This window comes from Marimonas arenosa (assembly GCF_030848945.1).
Taxonomy (GTDB): domain Bacteria; phylum Pseudomonadota; class Alphaproteobacteria; order Rhodobacterales; family Rhodobacteraceae; genus Marimonas; species Marimonas arenosa.
Genome location: NZ_JANHAX010000003.1, coordinates 80137 through 95443, shown reverse-complemented (window position 1 = coordinate 95443; position 15307 = coordinate 80137). Strand labels below are relative to the sequence as shown.

The window sequence follows — 15307 nt, the reverse complement described above, 5'->3', positions numbered from 1 at the left end:
GGGTCTATTCCTTGGTTTCCTTGGGATCATATAGCAGCTTCACGCCATCGGTGAAGAGCAAATGGAAGTCGCTTTCGCCACTGTTCGGGGTGCTGCGATCCTCTAACAGCATACGGCCGGCGGTAAAACGCCCAAGCGGCCCGTGACCCTGGATCTGTTCCGGGGCTTCGGCGCGCAATTCGCGGATGGCGAAGATCAGGCGTTCCGTTCTTACAACATAGTCAAGCGTGTTCTCGATGACGACGTCGCCAATCAATTCTGCGTTGGTGCCCGACTGATCGACACTACCGCGAGATGCCCGGAAAGACACTGTCGTGCCGGAACTGAAGTCGATCCGCGCATTCGGATCGTCCAACAGCGCCCGCGACGCGCTTTCAGGATCCGGTCGCGCTTCTGCTGCGCGGAAGGAAATGAGATCGCCCTTGTTGCTGGCACCCAGCAGTTCAGGTTCGGTGAGCTGTTCCTTGCGCGCCCGGTCGCGCAGATCGATTGAGGAGAACGGGACCGTTGTGATGGGATCGATCGATTTCGAAAAAAGAAACAGCGACGCCAGGACAAAAAGCGCGGCCACCGGCAGCAGGATTTTCAGCCATGCCACGATCCGGGAGTAGAGGTTATCGTGAGAAAACATCCCTGTGGCTCCTGCTCGCTTACAAAGACCCGGGCGCGCCGGCAATCGCGCCGTGCCGCTTGTCAGATTTGGCTATGACAAACTGTTCCGACAAGGTTTGCTGACCGTCCCGGAACGTATGATTAACCGCCACATCCATTTTTTCCCCGCCCTTTCGCCTTGTCAGAGCCCACAACCACTGCAGGCTTGTCTTGTCGATTGCCATGCCCGGAAGATCAGGAGTCGATACCGAACGTGACGGGTATGTCGCCCTTCAACAACCCCAGCGAAGTCTTCCCGACCTGTGCCGCATTCTTGTCGTGGTCCAGATCGGGGGTCATGGGAAAGAAAAGCTGTTCGATCAGACCTTCATGGGTGCGCGCGTAGAGCGCGCCGGCAGCCTGCTCAAGCGCGTCATGATCGATCTCCATCGCAGCGATCTCCTCGAAATCGAGGCCGTCGCGGTAATGCACCACGCCGGGAAAGGACCCGTACCACGCGGCCCCGAAAACCATCGCCGGACGACCGACGCGGATCGCTTCCCAGCCGACGGTGCCGGTGACCGATGCAACGAAACGGGCATTCGCTGCCAGCGCGTGCGTGGAGGCGTTTGACGGCAGGATACGCACCGAGGGGATGCGTTCGAGGCGGTGAAAGAACATCGGGCCGCGGGCATAGGCCCCCTGGCGCGGGTTCTCTTTGACGAAAATCTGCCATCCCTCCGGCAGGTTCCTTGCCAGGGTTTCGATCACCAGCGCCTGATCGCGATATTTGCCGCCAAGAGCGGAGGTCGACATCTCGGGCTGGTTGTGAAGCGGGACGTAGATGTAGTTACCCGAGAGGTCGACGTCCTGGTTTTCGTAGCGGGACAGATACTCGAAATACGCCAGCTCGTTGGTGTGGAAGAACTTCGCGAACGGGTCGCGCCAATCCGGCAGGGTTCCATAGATCGACTGCATACGCCGCAGCGTCCGGGTGACATAGGCCGGATTGGCGAGTTTCAGGGGATCGCGCAGCGCAAGAAACTTGACCATCCGCGCCACGGCTTTCCAGGATAGCTTTCCGGTTTCGCCGGGCTGCTGCCACTTGTCATCCATGTAGAACAGCTCCGGCGCGGTACCGCGCTCGATCTCGTAGGGCGGGGCCTGCGTCTCTGCCGGATCGAAGCGGCCGAGATCCTGAACCCGGTTCATCGAGAAAAACCGGCCGGGAAACTGGCTCCAGCTCAGAACCGTGGTCTTGACCCCCAGCGCGCGGGCCACCTCGTAGAGCAGGGTGTCGTAGAACAGGTGCGGAACGTTGAAGAACAACGCGTGGGTGATGTCTTCGGCCAGGATCTGCTGGGCCATCGCGTCGGTCAGGATGTGGAAATAGTCGAGATAGTCCTGAACGTGGCGGATGTTGTGTGCCCGGTAGGCGAAGTGCGGCGATGTGCGATGAAGCTGCTCGACCGCGGTTTCCAGAATCTGGCCGTATTCTTCCGAGGCGATCAGCGACATGTTCGCGCCGGTCTGCCGGGTGTTCTGCATCAACGTTCCGCGCTTGCCGGGAGTCGGGTTCATCCATTGCAGCGCCGGGCCGTGATAATCGGCGTCCTTGTAGCCGAAATGCAGGCCGAGCTTGATGTCGCCGCCGCCCTGCGCAAGCAGCTGGTCGAGGAAATTTCTGCGGTAGTCTCCGCGTGCATCACACAACAATCTGATCATCGAAGCTGTCCTATCTCCGTTCCGGGATCCGACCACCCGCGGATCCGGACCGTTGTGTCCCGCCGGTCAGGAATGGGCAAAGATATCAGTTTCCGGCCAGCCTTCCAGATCGAGCTGGGCGCGGGTCGGCAAGAAGCGGAAACAAGCCTGCGCCAGTTCGGTACGGCCTTCGCGGGACAGTCGGGCTTCGAGACTGTCACGCAGGGCATGCAGGTAAAGTACGTCCGAGGCGGCGTAGTCGAGCTGCGCCTCGGTCAGTTTCTCGGCGCCCCAGTCGGACATCTGCTGCTGTTTCGAAATGTCGGTGCCGAGCATTTCCTGAAGCAGGAATTTCAGACCGTGGCGGTCCGTGTAGGTACGTATGAGGCGCGAGGCGATCTTGGTGCAGTAGACCGGCGCGGTCAGGACACCGAAGGCGTGCAACAGCACGGCGATGTCGAAGCGGCCGAAATGGAACAGCTTGAGCACGTTCTCGTCGGCCAGCATGCGGCAGAGATTAGGTGCCTCCGTCTGACCCTTGGCGACCTGCACCAGGTGGGCGTTGCCGTCGCCGCCGGACATCTGCACCACGCAAAGCCGGTCGCGATGCGGGTTTAGCCCCATGGTTTCGCAGTCGATGGCTACGATCGGCCCGAGATCGAGCCCGTCAGGCAGGTCGCCCTGATAGAGATGGTTCGCCACGTCACGCCCCTTTCCGTGCTGTTTCTGCCGGGATAGGGCCTTTGGCGCGGCAACTCAACCGGTGTTGGACGCCAGTACCGGATCGGACGCGGGGTCCGGCAAGCGGCACCGGCTGGATGGAATACCCGCGGTGCGCCTGTCGGCGATTTCCGCTTTTGGTCTGGAGGGGTCATTGGTTTCGAATTGGCTTGGCCACTCCGACCGACTGGGGGGCCAGCCCCCCAGGGCCCCCCGGGATATTTGGAGAAAGAGGAAGACAAGCGTGTTTTCCTTCATCTGACCTGAAATATCCCGGAGGGGGTGCGGGGGAGGCTGCGCCTCCCCCGCCTCGGTCGGATCGCGGCGCGATCCGAGCAGGCAACGTCCTCTCCAGGCCATAACCGACGGCATGTCACTGACAAGATCAACGGTAGCGTTGCGATATCACGCCGGGCGATCATCGCGGTTTTCTTCGCGGATCGGACTCAGGTCATGCAGGATGGCAAACACTGCCGGCGTGACAAACAGCGCCAGCAGCGTCGCCGCGGTGAGACCGAATGCGAGGCTGGCGACGATGGGTCGCAGGAACTGGGCCTGGGTACTTTGTTCGAAGAGCAGCGGGCCAAGACCGACGATGGTGGTCAGTGACGTCAGGAAGATGGCGCGGAACCGGTCGCGCACCGCCTCGCGGCCGGCCACCAGAATGTCAGCGCCGGCGGCAAGGCGGTCTTTCATGAAACTGGCCAGGAGGATCGAGTCGTTCACCACGACGCCCGCCAGGGTCGCGAGGCCGACGAGCGACGGCAGCGAGATCTGCAGACCTAATGCCATGTGGCCCCAGACCACGCCGATCAGACTGAGAGGAATGGCGGCAACCACAACGACCGGCTGGAGGAAGCTGCGGAACTGGAACGACAGGATCAGGTAGACGCCGATGAGTCCGATCACCATGTTGCGTATGAGCGAGGCGCCGGTGGTGGCGGTGTCCCTGGCCTCGCCGAGGATGGTGACGGTGACGCCGGGGCGTTTCTCGGCCAAGCCGGGCAGAAACTCGGATTTCAGAGCCGCCATCAGTTCGCGTGCGTTGGCAATGTCAGGGTTGATGGCGCCCTGCACCGCAACGGTGCGCTGGCCATTCACCCGGTTGATCGTGGCGAAGCCGCGCCCTTCTGCTATGTCGGCGACCGCGGTCAGCGGGATCAGCGCGTCCTCGGCACCGGGGATGCGGAGGTCAAGGATGTCCTGCATCGACATGCGGCTGCCGGGGGTCAAACGGGCGACGATATCGAGCGGACCGAGACCATCGCGCACCTCGAGCGGTGTGTCGCCCTGGAATCCGGCGCGGAGCTGGGTGGCGACATCCTGTGCCGTGACCCCCAATGAAGCGGCGGCGGCGCGGCGCAGGGTGACGATGTATTCGGTCTTTCCCGGCTGGAGATCGAAATTGACGTCGCGCACTCCTTCGAAGCCGCGGAAGAACCGGCGCATCTCCTTGGCGGTATCGCGCAGCGCCGCGAGGTCATCGCCCTGGAGACGGATGTCAATTGGTTTGCCGCCGGCACCGCGTTCCTTGTCGGTGAAGCGCAGGGCAGCCATGTCGGGCATCGGGCCAGTGAGTTTCTTCCAGCGGTCGATGATATCGCCCACCTCCGAACTGCGCACGCCCGCGGGCAGAAGCTTGGCGCTGATCGTTGCCATGTGCGGGCCGGTTTCCGGGGTGTCGGCGTTGGCCGAGTAGGTGACTGTGTAGCTTTGCACCAATGTCTGGCCTTCGGGTTCGGCGGGGGAAAGCTCTTCGTTGAGCTGTTCCAGTGCCTTGACCGCCTTGGCGACGCGCTGTTCGGTGCGGGAAAGTGGCGTTCCCTGAACCAGAAGAAGCCGCGCCTCGACCGTGTCGCTCTCAAGGCTGGGAAAGCTCTGGAACTTGATGAAACCGCCGGTATAAGGCGCGGCCGAGAACAGCACGAGGAATCCCGCAAAACCCAGAGTCAGGTAACGGTGGCGCAGGCTGAAGCCGGCAAGCGGCACGACCACGCGGTCACGCAGCCAGGTGAAGCCGCTATTGACGGCTCGACTGATGCGGCCCGGGGCCAGGTCACGGTTCAACGAATGGTGCAGGTGGCTGGGCAGGACCAGGAAGGCTTCGACCAGGCTGACGACCAGGGTCATCACCAGCACGATGGGGATATATTTCAGCACCGCGCCGATCTGGCCGGTCATGAAACCCAGTGGCCCGACGATCATCACCGTGGTCAGGAACGACGCCACAACGCCCGGCCCGACCTGGATCGCACCGTTGACGGCGGCCTGCGCCGCGGTTTCGCCCTGTTGCCTGCGGCGCACGATGTTTTCGGAAATCACGATGGCATCGTCCATCAACAGTCCGATGGCGACCAGAAGGGCCACCATGGTCATCATGTTGATGGTGAGGCCGAAGAGCTGCATCACGAAGATCGTGCCGAGGAATGAAACCGGCAGGCCCATCGCCACCCAGAAGGAAAAGCGGAAGCCGAAGAAGAGCCACATCACGGCCAGCACCAGGATCAGGCCCTGCACGCCGTTATCGGCAATGATCCGCAGGCGGTCGCGGATGTTCATCGTGCTGTCCTGCGAGATCGCCAGCGCGATATTGCCCGGCGCCTCGGCCTGCGCCTGTTCCATCACCCTGTCGAGTGCGGCCTTGACGCGCAACGCGTCCTGGGTGGCGGTCTTGTTGACCTGCACGATGGCCGCGCGCTTGCCGTCGTAGAAGGCGGCCTGGGCCGGATCGGAGAATTGCAGCGAAATCCGCGCCACCTCGCCCAGCGTAACGCCCGCGCCACTGGCCGAGGCGGTGAGCGGGATGGCGGCGAACTGGGCCATGCTGCGGCTTTCGCCAAGGAAGCGGATCGCAGCGTCTCCTTGCCGCCCTTGCAGCGTGCCGGCGGGCAGGTCGAGGCTGTGGCGGGTGAGGATGGCAGAGATATCGGCCATGGTCAGCCCGTGGCGGGACAGCGTGGCGGCGTCGAACTCGATCGCGATCTCGCGGTCGGAGAAGCCCGTGACAGCAACCTGAGAGATGCCGGGATCGGCCTTGAGGCGCTCGGACAGCGCATCGGCATAGGCCAGCAGCAGATGCGGATCCTCTGGACCGGTAATGGCGATCGAGGCGACCGAAGCGACGCGTTCCACAACCCGCGTCACCGGATCGTTGGCACGGTCGGGGAAGGTCGAGATGCCCTCGATGGCAGATTTGAGATCGTTCTCGAACCGCGTCATGTCAGCGCCTTCGACGATCTCGGCGGTGATCACCGCCATGTTGTCACGCGCCAGGCAGGCCAGTTCGGCCAGGTTGTCGACGCTGCGCAACGGGTCCTCGGCCACCTGGCAGATACCGGTTTCGACCTCGGCCGGCGATGCGCCGGGATAGGCGATGCGGATTTCGACATCCGAAGGCGGAATGAGCGGAAAGGTGTCGCGCTGAAGCGTGGGCATGGCGGCGATGCCCAGCACCATGAGGGCCAGCATCAGGATGTTAGCCGCGGTGGGATGAGTGGCAAAAAGACGGATCATCAGTCGGCGTCCTTGCCCTGGCCGCCACCACCTCCGCCACCGCCACTGCCTCCACCGGGCTGGCCCGCGGCCCCCGAGGCCGCGGCGGCGATCTGACCCGCCAGCTGCTTGTCTTCGACAGCCTTGACCGCCATGCCCGGCACCGCGATGGCCGGGTCGGTTACGACGAGCGCGTCGCCTTCCGTCAGGCCGTCGGTGACAAGGACGACATCGCCCAGTGTCAGGCCAAGGGTCACGGCGCGACGTTCCAGCGTGCCCTCGGCCGAGACGACCAGGGCCTTGCCGCCGCGCACCGCGTCGAGCGGCGCAACCAACGCCTGACGTTTCGGTGCCATCAGGATGACCTCGACAAAGGTGTTGCGGCGCAACGGCGGACGCTTGCCGGCTTCGGCCTGGGCATAGGGATTGTCGATGCGGACGACGATCGAGGTGCTCTGGGTCCGGGGATCGAGCGCCTCGCCTACCCGGTCGACGGTGGCGTTCCAGACAACGGAATGGCCCGGCGCGGTCAGCCGGACGCGGGCCTTGAGCGCGGTCACGTTGGCGCCTTCGCCGAGGCTGCGCACCAGTGGTCCGAGCCGGCCGAGCGAGAACTGCGCCGCAACCTCGGCGGCGTCGATGCCTTCAGCGGCCACCAGGGTCTGGCCGCGGCTGACCACCTGTCCCTGCTCAGCCGAAACCTCGGCAATACGGATATCATAAGGCGCGGCGATCTCGGTGAAGTCCAGGGCGCGGGCGACGGTGGCGCGCTGAGCCGCCAGCACCTTGCGCTCGGCGGCGTTCAAGGCGAACTGGTTTTCCAGTTCCACCACCTTGGCGCGGGCGGCGAGTTCGACCCGTCGGGCTGTATCGAGCCGAGTCTGCGTGGCAACGCCCTGATCGGCAAGGGTTTCCTGACGGTCCAGTTCGGCACGGCTGAGCGCGAGATCGGACTTTGCAATCTCGAGGCTGGCGGACAGCGTCTGATCCTTAACATCGAGCGCCGACAGCTGGGTGTCGACCTGCGCCAGCGACAGGCGAAGATCGGTATCATCGATCCGCAGCAGCACTGTGCCCGCGGACAGAACCGCGCCGTTGGCGAGACCGGGAGCGGTCTCGGTCACCTCGCCATCGACCCGTGCCACGGCCCGCCATTCCCGCGCAGGGGTAACGGTGCCATAGCCGCTGACACGTGGCAGCACCTCGACCGGGGCCATGGTGACGACCCGGACGGCGGTAGGCGGGCGTTTCTTTTCGACCGCGGCGGGCGATTGTTTGAGGTTTTCGGAATAGGCCACCGACAGGGCGCCGAGCCCGATGGGAACCGCCACGGCCAGAACCCGCGAGATGAACGTGATTGCGTTTGCCATGTGTGTTTCCCTGACCGCCGCTCGCCTCTTGAGGTCGACTCAAACAGTTTTCCGCGTGATTTCAGTCAGATCACACTTTACCAGCGCGAAAAAGGTCGAAACCGTCGCAGGATCGAGGCCCTGAAGACGAGACTAAAACCTCGGCAAACCGGCGCCACGGACCATGGTCTGGCTGTCCGTTTCAGTCGACTAAAGCTCTGGAAAAGAAGTGGTGCCGCTGAAGGGACTCGAACCCCCGACCCCATCATTACGAATGACGTGCTCTACCAGCTGAGCTACAGCGGCCCGGGACGTTTGCCCGTGTGAAGCGGGGCTATAGCATCGCGCCCGGAGTTGGGGAAGACCTATTTTTTCACAGGTTCGGGCGCGGGTTCCATCAATACTTCCTCGGCATCAACGATTTCCGACTCGGCGGTTTCCACGGGTGTTTCGCTGGTGACCTCATCCTCGAGTGCGTCGTGCATCTCTTCGTCGGTTTCGGTCGCGGACTTCTCCTCAAGCGCCCCGACGATGAGCGGCAGCATCTCGGTCCCGGCCGGCATGGCGATCTCGGCCTGGGGCGGAGATGTCCAGCTGAGCGTGTCAAGCGCGCCGCAGTTTTCGCAGACCGCCACCCACTGGGCATGGATGTGATGGCAACTGTCGCAGACCCATTGCGGCCCGCGCGGCGCCGACAGCGCCCGCGCCAGCCAGCCCTTGACCACCGCGTCCGAAGCACCTTCGCCGCGTTCGATGGCGGCCATGATGGTGAGTACGCGCGCATCCGCATCGGTCTCGACCAGATCGCCAAGCTCGCGGCGGGCCTGGGGGAAATCCTCGGCGGCGATGTTGAGTTCGGCCAGCAGCAGCTTGGACTCGCGGTTGTCCGGGTGCAGCTTGGTCAGCTGGCGGAACCGCTTGAGCCGCGCGGCGGGGGTTTCATCGGGGACAATGGCGGCAAAGGCGGCGGCAAGGTCGGGATGCGGCCGGGCCTCCCAGGCTTTCTTGAGCACTCGCGTGGCATAGCGCGGCTTGCCATCCTCGATATAGCCGCGCGCCGCCAGCACGGCAGCGGGAATAAGGTCGGGCGACAGGCGATTGGCCTCGATCGCCGCTTCACGCGATTCGACCGAGGCGCCCTCTTCGAGGATTCCCTTTGCTTCGCTGAGCGCCAGCACCGCCTCACGACGCTTGTGAACGTCGCGCGGCAGGCTTCCGTGTCTCAGCTTGGCATCGAGCGTTTGCCGCGCGCCTTTCCAATCGGCATTGCCAGCCTGAAGCTTGAGCAGGACATCCTGGGTTTCGACATGGCTGGGCTTCAGCGCGAAAGCCGATTTCGCCAATTTCAGCGCCTTGTCGGTATCGCCGGCTTCGAGCTGCTGTTTCATCAGCCCGCGGACGCCGATGAATCTGGTGGTGTCATGAGACAGCAACCGGCGATAGACCTCTTCCGCCTTGCGCCTGTCGCCGGCAAGCTCGGCCGCCTGGGCGGTGAGCAGCGAGGTCAGTTCGGGTTTTTGCAGGAATTTCTCGGCCTTGGCCGCCTTGGCCATCGCCAGCCGGCCTTCGCCCGCGGCCAGCGCGACCATGCCCTCGGACAATGCATGAAAGCCCTTTTTCTCGCGATTGCGGTTGAAATAGCGAGAAATCGCCGTCTCGTCGCCGTTAAGAAAGCGGTAGACTGCAATGGCGAGATTGGCGAGCTTGAAGAACAGCCAGACCGCAACCACGAAGGCGATCAGCACGATCACCGTCATCAGCGGCGAAAGGTTGAATTCGAGCCCGGCGAAGGCGATGCGCACGCCGCCCTCCATTTCCAGAAGATACCCGGCGCCCAGCGTCGCGGCCGCGACGAGGACAACGAAGAGCACAATCTTGACAAGCGACCAAAGCATTCAGGGTATCCTCGGGTTCAGTTCAACTGGGCGGCAAGCGTTTCCGCGGCGGCAAGCGCATCGAGACGGTTTCGGGCGCGCGACAGCCAATCGGCCATTTCAGCGCGGGCAGGTTCAGGCAGGGCATCGAGTTCAGCCAGGGCATCGGTGATGCGGCCATCGCGCACTGCCGCCTCGGCCCGGCTGAGCACGGCGTCGGCATCGTCGCCTTCGCGCGGTTCGAGCGACCGCGCGCCGAGCTGGTTGGCCAGGAACCGACCCAGGCCGCCCCCGCTTTCCTGCTGGCGCGCCACCGAGAGCGCGGCCCGCGCCGCCGCGGGGAACCGATCGGCCAGTTCGGCCCGGGTGAAAACGCCGGCATCGGCCGTCTGCACCAGCACATCCGGCAAGGCAACATTGGCTGCCCGCAGCGTATCGACAGCATCGGCGAAACCAGTGCCGGCGTCGAGCGCCGTCTGAATGCGGTTGAGCGCGGCGCGCAGCATCGCCTCCTGCGCCGTCACTTCGGCATTGGCTTCTTTCTGCGCCGCCTCGGCCGCGAGTTTCTCGATCTCGGCACGCTGGGCGGCAACCGCCTGCTGCAACGCCTTGAGTTCATTTTCATAGGCCTGAACGGCGGCCGGCGAAACCGCCTCGGTCATCGGGCGTTTTTCCAGCTCGGTCAGCTGCGCCTCGAGCGTATCGAGCCGGGCACTCGCACTTTGAACCGCCGTCAGCGCATCCTGCAGTGCTTGTTCGAACTCGGCGATCCGGGTTTCGAGCGGGGAAAGATCCGGGAGCACCGGGATGGCGGCCCTGACCTCGGCCACCGCGGTGTCCTGGGCGTCGAGCCGGGCGGCGACCGCCTGTTCGAAGGCGTCGTCCCTGGCACCGGGCCACGGCCAACCTTCGGGCAGAACATAGCGGGCGGCCCCGAAGCCGATGAGGGCGGCGGCAGCCCCGCCGAGCAGCATCGGCAAGAATCCCCCTTTGCGGATCACCACCTGCTCGGGCTGGGGCACCGGTGCCGGGGCATCCGCCCGGTCGGTCGTGTCCGGTCCAGATCGGGCCTCGGAGTCGGGCGCCGCATCCGGTGTTTCCTCGGCAACGCCCTCGGCCGTGTCATCCTCGGCGACCTCGGGTGCCTTTTTTTCTTCTTCGGGTGGCTCGACCGTCGGTGCCTCTTCGGACGGTTCGGGTTCGGGCGGCGCGATCTCTTCGATGATCTCGGCGTCTTCGACCTCGGTGCCCGGGGTGTCTGTCACCGGCGTCTCGGTGGCCGTATCGCTGCCGTTGGTCTCGACCGATTCGGCCGGGTTTTCCGCTTCGGGTTTCGACGTTTCGGCTTTCTTTGTCTTGCGCGCCACCTGTGCCACCTTTCCCGAATCCTGACCGCCGCGCCGATGCGCGACAGCTTTGATCTTACTTTGCGTCCCGCGCGCCCTCAAGCTGAAGGGCTGCGTCGAACAGTCCTTCCACCGCATCCGTCATGGCGTTGATATCAGGGCGACGGGCGACAACGACGCGCACCGTCGGCAGGACGCCAAGCGCATCGCGCACCGCATCGCTCATAGCCGCCACGAAAAGCGGCGCCATACCGTGGTGGCTGTCGGCAAACTGCGCCGCGGTTCGGGGCGAAAAAAGGGGAACAATCACCGGATTTTCACTCTCGAGCAATTGGCGCGCCTCGACGTTCAAATCCTGTGCGATCTGGTCGTACACCACGGCCTCCTGCACGGCTCGGCCGGCGTCGCGCAGGCGCGCGGCCACATCGCCACGGGTGTGGGCACCGCGGACATGCAGGAACGGGCCAGGGTCACCGCTTGCCAGAATCGCTGCGACCAGGGCCGCGGCATCCCCCTGGGCCGAGCGCGGGGTGAAGCCGGACCTGGCTGCCGCAGATGCGGTGGCCTCACCGACGCACCAACAGGCGCCAGCCGCGCGGCCGCCGGCGCGCAGGAAGCCTTCGACACCATGTCGCGAGGTGAAGACCGGCACACCATCGACGACTGGCGCCGGGGTCCATGCGATGTCCAGCAGCGGCGAGACGACGATAACGACGTCGCCCAGGCGCGCCCGCAGCGTCGCGGCGAATTGCGCCGCGGCCGGCGCGGGACGGGTGAGGAGAATGGCGGGCATCGGGCCAAGCGGAGTTGTGAACAGGCTCCCCGAGGTGTTACCTGCGGGGCAGGGTCCTTGCAATGGAAAGACCATGGATGACGCGTTGACCATTCTGGCGCTGGAAAGCAGCTGCGACGACACCGCCGCCGCGGTCGTGCGGGGTCGGCCCGGGGCGGCGCAAGTGCTGGCCTCGGTGGTGCAGGGACAAGACGACCTGCACCAAGCCTTCGGCGGGGTGGTGCCCGAGATTGCCGCGCGGGCCCATGCCGAAAGGCTGGATATTTGCGTAAAACAGGCTCTAACACAGGCGAATTTAACGTTTTCCGATATTGACGCAGTTGCTGTCACGGCCGGTCCGGGGCTGATTGGCGGCGTGCTGTCAGGCGTGATGTGCGCCAAGGGGATCGCAGCGGGCACAGGCCTGCCGCTTGTCGGGGTCAACCATCTGGCAGGGCATGCATTGACGCCGAGGCTAACCGACGGGATCGGCTTTCCCTATCTCATGCTGCTCGTCTCGGGCGGGCATTGCCAGTTCCTGCTGGTGCGCGGGCCCGAGGATTTCTCGCGGCTGGGCGGCACGATCGACGATGCCCCGGGCGAGGCGTTCGACAAGACGGCGCGACTCCTCGGTCTGCCGCAACCGGGCGGACCGTCGGTGCAGGCAGAGGCCGAAAACGGCGATCCAACCCGGTTCGCCTTTCCGCGGCCGCTGCTCGACCGGCCAGGCTGCGATCTCTCGTTCTCGGGACTGAAAACGGCCCTGCTGCGGGCCCGCGACGCTTTGATTGCCGACAAGGGCGGGTTGACGGAACAGGACCGCGCCGACCTCTGTGCCTCGTTTCAGGCGGCAGTTGTCGATGTTCTGGCCGAGAAAACCCGGCGGGCACTAGAGGTCTACCTGACCGACAAGCCGCCCGAACCGGTGCTGGCCGTCGCCGGCGGGGTGGCGGCAAATACCGCAATTCGGGCAAGTTTAGAGACGGTTTCGGCAGACGTCGGTGCGCGTTTCATCGCCCCACCGCTGGCACTCTGCACTGACAATGCCGCGATGATCGCTTATACTGGGTTGGAGCGGTTCGCCACAGGTAAAACCGATGACTTGACGCTTGCCGCGCGGCCGCGCTGGCCGCTCGACACGGCTAGTCCGGCGCTCGTGGGCGGAGGCAAGAAAGGGGCGAAGGCATGATCTCGGTACTTGGCGCTGGCGCGTTCGGCACAGCGGTGGCCGTGTCGCTGGCGCGGAACGGCGGTTCGGTTCAACTCTGGGCGCATGATCCGGCGCATGTCGAGGCCTTGCGCCAGGCTCGCGAAAACGTCCTTCGTCTGCCCGGCGTGCCCCTACCGGATAACGTCGAGCCGATCGAGCGGCTTGACGATGTGCCGCCAGAGGCCGTGATATTGCTGGCGGTGCCGATGCAGACGCTGCGGCATCTGCTGCAGGACAACGCCGAACATTTCCTGGCGCGTACTCTGGTGGCATGCTGCAAAGGAATGGACCTGAAGACTCACGTTGGTCCGGTACAAACCATATCCGACTGCGTGCCCACGGCGATGCCGGCGATCCTGACCGGCCCCAGCTTTGCGGCGGATATCGCCCACGGTTTGCCGACGGCGCTAACGCTGGCCTGTCGCGATGAACGAGTCGGAAAAGCCCTTCAACAGTCTCTAACGACTCCGAATTTGCGGATATACCGCACCACCGATACCATCGGCGCCGAGCTGGGCGGTGCATTGAAGAACGTGATCGCGATTGCCTGCGGGGTGGTGATCGGCGCCCGCCTGGGCGACAGCGCGCGGGCGGCGCTGATGACCCGCGGCTATGCCGAGATGCAGCGAATGGCTCTGCGGCTGGGCGCCAAGCCCGAAACGCTGGCGGGGCTGTCGGGCTTCGGCGACCTGGCGCTGACCTGCACCTCGGAAGGATCCCGGAATTTCCGCTTTGGGCTCAGCCTGGGCCAAGGCGAACCGTTCGATACGGATGTCACGGTGGAAGGCGCGGCGACGGCGCGGGCCGCGCTGGCCCGGGCACGCGAGCTGGGGATCGAAATGCCGATCACCGGCGCCGTGACCGCGCTTCTTGACGGACAGGTGGATGTGCGGCAAGCCATGGACATGCTGCTGTCACGCCCTCTGAAGGATGAATAGATGCTGGTTGCCCTGATTGCCCGCGACAAGCCGGGCGCCCTGCAAACCCGGATGGATAACCGCCCGGCGCATGTCGACTATCTGAGAAGCTCGGGGACGACCGTGTTCCAGGCCGGACCGCTGATCGAAAACGGTGACATGGCCGGATCTCTGGTGATCCTCGATGTCACCGACCTGCAAGAGGCCGAAACTTGGGCGGCAGGGGATCCCTATGCCAAGGCCGGACTGTTCGCCTCGGTCGAACTGGTCGAATGGAAAAAGGTGCTGGGCTGATGCGCTATTGGCTGTTCAAGTCGGAACCGAACACCTGGGGCTGGGAAGACCAGGTGAAGAAGGGCGAGGACGGCGAAGAGTGGGATGGCGTGCGCAATTACCAGGCCCGCAACTTCATGCGCGAGATGAAGCTGGGCGACCGCGGGTTCTTCTATCACTCGGTGAACGAGAAGCGCATTGTCGGCATCGTCGAGGTGATCGCCGAGGCGCACCCGGACTCCACCACCGATGATCCGCGCTGGGACTGCGTCGACATCAAGGCAGTGATGCCGGTCGAGACGGCGGTGACGCTGGACCAGATCAAGGCGGATCCGCGGCTGGCCGATATGGTACTGGTCAGGAATTCGCGCCTGTCGGTGCAGCCGGTGAGGGAAGAGGAATGGCAGATCATATGCGGCATGGCCGGGGTGTCGGCCTGAACGGCGCCTTTTAGTCTCTGTTCCGGCGGAAAACGATGCGAGGGAGGGCACGACATGGAGCTTGTCAATGTGCTGGCCGCAGCAATGGCCAGCTATATCTTTGGGGCGCTTTGGTACATGAGCCTGGCCCGGCCGTGGATGGCGGCAGCGGGAATTGAAGCCGACGAAAACGGCCGGCCGGTGGAAAATGCCAGTTTGATGCCCTACGTCATCGCGCTGGTCTGCGCGCTGGCTGTGGCCGGGATGATGCGGCATGTCTTTGCGCTGGGGGGCGTGGAGGGCGTGCAGAAAGGGCTGGTCTCCGGGCTGGGTATCGGCGCTTTTCTTGCGGCGCCGTGGATTGCGACGAACTATGCCTTCGCTGGCCGGCCGGCAAAATTGTCTCTGATCGACGGTGGCTATGCCACCTTCGGCTGCGGGATCATCGGGCTGGTTCTGGAGTTGTTCTGAAAAGGCCCGCAAGAAACCGGCCGCGAAAGAACAAACGGAGGGCCGGTCAACAGGCCGGAACCCTCCGTTTTCCCCACGTGCTCCCAACGCACCACACGTGATTTCAAACTGGGCCCGGCCATCCTGGCGCGGTATCTCGACAATAGGCGCAAACACCGGCGGCGACAAA

13 protein-coding genes and 1 tRNA gene are annotated in these 15307 nt (G+C 64.3%); 5 read left to right on the top strand and 9 right to left on the bottom strand.

The annotated features are described in order from the left end of the window. Positions 1-4: 4 nt before the first annotated feature. The 9 genes from NO357_RS10590 to NO357_RS10550 all read right to left on the bottom strand — a co-directional run bounded on the left by NO357_RS10590 (position 5) and on the right by NO357_RS10550 (position 11869). Positions 5-631, bottom strand: a complete 627-nt coding sequence (locus NO357_RS10590) for an LPS export ABC transporter periplasmic protein LptC (RefSeq protein WP_306735643.1) — start codon at positions 629-631, stop codon at positions 5-7. 215 nt (positions 632-846) lie between these two features. Beyond that, on the bottom strand, positions 847-2316 hold the full coding sequence (locus NO357_RS10585; RefSeq protein ID WP_306735642.1) for a capsular polysaccharide export protein, LipB/KpsS family: 1470 nt from the start codon (positions 2314-2316) through the stop codon (positions 847-849). 66 nt (positions 2317-2382) lie between these two features. Continuing rightward, the gene (locus NO357_RS10580) at positions 2383-2997 is read right to left on the bottom strand and encodes a ribonuclease D (protein ID WP_306735641.1); all 615 of its coding nucleotides are present in this window, start codon (positions 2995-2997) and stop codon (positions 2383-2385) included. Between the two features lie 423 nt (positions 2998-3420). Continuing rightward, positions 3421-6528 (bottom strand): efflux RND transporter permease subunit, encoded by a 3108-nt coding sequence (locus NO357_RS10575; protein ID WP_306735640.1) that lies wholly within the window; start codon positions 6526-6528, stop codon positions 3421-3423. Continuing rightward, entirely contained in the window at positions 6528-7877 is a 1350-nt protein-coding gene (locus NO357_RS10570) for an efflux RND transporter periplasmic adaptor subunit (protein WP_306735639.1), read from the bottom strand. The genes NO357_RS10575 and NO357_RS10570 overlap by 1 nt, the downstream gene beginning before the upstream one ends. Before the next feature lie 209 nt (positions 7878-8086). Then, a tRNA-Thr gene (locus tag NO357_RS10565) sits at positions 8087-8162 on the bottom strand. A gap of 59 nt (positions 8163-8221) precedes the next feature. Then, positions 8222-9751 carry a heme biosynthesis protein HemY gene (locus NO357_RS10560; protein WP_306735638.1) on the bottom strand — a complete coding sequence of 510 codons (1530 nt, stop codon included), beginning with the start codon at positions 9749-9751 and terminating at the stop codon, positions 8222-8224. A 17-nt stretch (positions 9752-9768) separates the two neighbouring features. Beyond that, a complete protein-coding gene (locus NO357_RS10555; RefSeq protein ID WP_306735637.1) occupies positions 9769-11097 on the bottom strand; it encodes a COG4223 family protein in 1329 nt (442 codons plus the stop codon). Between the two features lie 55 nt (positions 11098-11152). Further along, positions 11153-11869, bottom strand: a complete 717-nt coding sequence (locus NO357_RS10550; RefSeq protein ID WP_306735636.1) for a uroporphyrinogen-III synthase — start codon at positions 11867-11869, stop codon at positions 11153-11155. A gap of 73 nt (positions 11870-11942) precedes the next feature. Between NO357_RS10550 and tsaD the strand changes: the two genes are divergently transcribed. Genes tsaD through NO357_RS10525 form a run of 5 tightly spaced genes read left to right on the top strand, consistent with a single transcriptional unit; the run spans position 11943 to position 15138 of the window. Further along, positions 11943-13037, top strand: a complete 1095-nt coding sequence (gene tsaD / locus NO357_RS10545; protein WP_306735635.1) for a tRNA (adenosine(37)-N6)-threonylcarbamoyltransferase complex transferase subunit TsaD — start codon at positions 11943-11945, stop codon at positions 13035-13037. After that, positions 13034-13996, top strand: a complete 963-nt coding sequence (locus tag NO357_RS10540; RefSeq protein ID WP_306735634.1) for an NAD(P)H-dependent glycerol-3-phosphate dehydrogenase — start codon at positions 13034-13036, stop codon at positions 13994-13996. The genes tsaD and NO357_RS10540 overlap by 4 nt, the downstream gene beginning before the upstream one ends. Next, positions 13997-14269, top strand: a complete 273-nt coding sequence (locus tag NO357_RS10535) for a YciI family protein (protein ID WP_306735633.1) — start codon at positions 13997-13999, stop codon at positions 14267-14269. It begins immediately after the preceding gene. Beyond that, positions 14269-14688 carry an EVE domain-containing protein gene (locus tag NO357_RS10530; protein ID WP_306735632.1) on the top strand — a complete coding sequence of 140 codons (420 nt, stop codon included), beginning with the start codon at positions 14269-14271 and terminating at the stop codon, positions 14686-14688. The genes NO357_RS10535 and NO357_RS10530 overlap by 1 nt, the downstream gene beginning before the upstream one ends. A 54-nt stretch (positions 14689-14742) precedes the next feature. Continuing rightward, the gene (locus tag NO357_RS10525) at positions 14743-15138 is read left to right on the top strand and encodes a DUF1761 domain-containing protein (RefSeq protein WP_306735631.1); all 396 of its coding nucleotides are present in this window, start codon (positions 14743-14745) and stop codon (positions 15136-15138) included. The last annotated feature ends 169 nt before the right edge of the window (positions 15139-15307 follow it).

Coding starts and splice junctions, on each gene's coding strand:
- NO357_RS10590 (WP_306735643.1), bottom strand. CDS start 631: ATGTTTTCTCACGATAACCTCTACTCCCGGATCGTGGCATGGCTGAAA.
- NO357_RS10585 (WP_306735642.1), bottom strand. CDS start 2,316: ATGATCAGATTGTTGTGTGATGCACGCGGAGACTACCGCAGAAATTTC.
- NO357_RS10575 (WP_306735640.1), bottom strand. CDS start 6,528: ATGATCCGTCTTTTTGCCACTCATCCCACCGCGGCTAACATCCTGATG.
- NO357_RS10570 (WP_306735639.1), bottom strand. CDS start 7,877: ATGGCAAACGCAATCACGTTCATCTCGCGGGTTCTGGCCGTGGCGGTT.
- NO357_RS10560 (WP_306735638.1), bottom strand. CDS start 9,751: ATGCTTTGGTCGCTTGTCAAGATTGTGCTCTTCGTTGTCCTCGTCGCG.
- NO357_RS10550 (WP_306735636.1), bottom strand. CDS start 11,869: ATGCCCGCCATTCTCCTCACCCGTCCCGCGCCGGCCGCGGCGCAATTC.
- tsaD (WP_306735635.1), top strand. CDS start 11,943: ATGGATGACGCGTTGACCATTCTGGCGCTGGAAAGCAGCTGCGACGAC.
- NO357_RS10540 (WP_306735634.1), top strand. CDS start 13,034: ATGATCTCGGTACTTGGCGCTGGCGCGTTCGGCACAGCGGTGGCCGTG.
- NO357_RS10535 (WP_306735633.1), top strand. CDS start 13,997: ATGCTGGTTGCCCTGATTGCCCGCGACAAGCCGGGCGCCCTGCAAACC.
- NO357_RS10530 (WP_306735632.1), top strand. CDS start 14,269: ATGCGCTATTGGCTGTTCAAGTCGGAACCGAACACCTGGGGCTGGGAA.
- NO357_RS10525 (WP_306735631.1), top strand. CDS start 14,743: ATGGAGCTTGTCAATGTGCTGGCCGCAGCAATGGCCAGCTATATCTTT.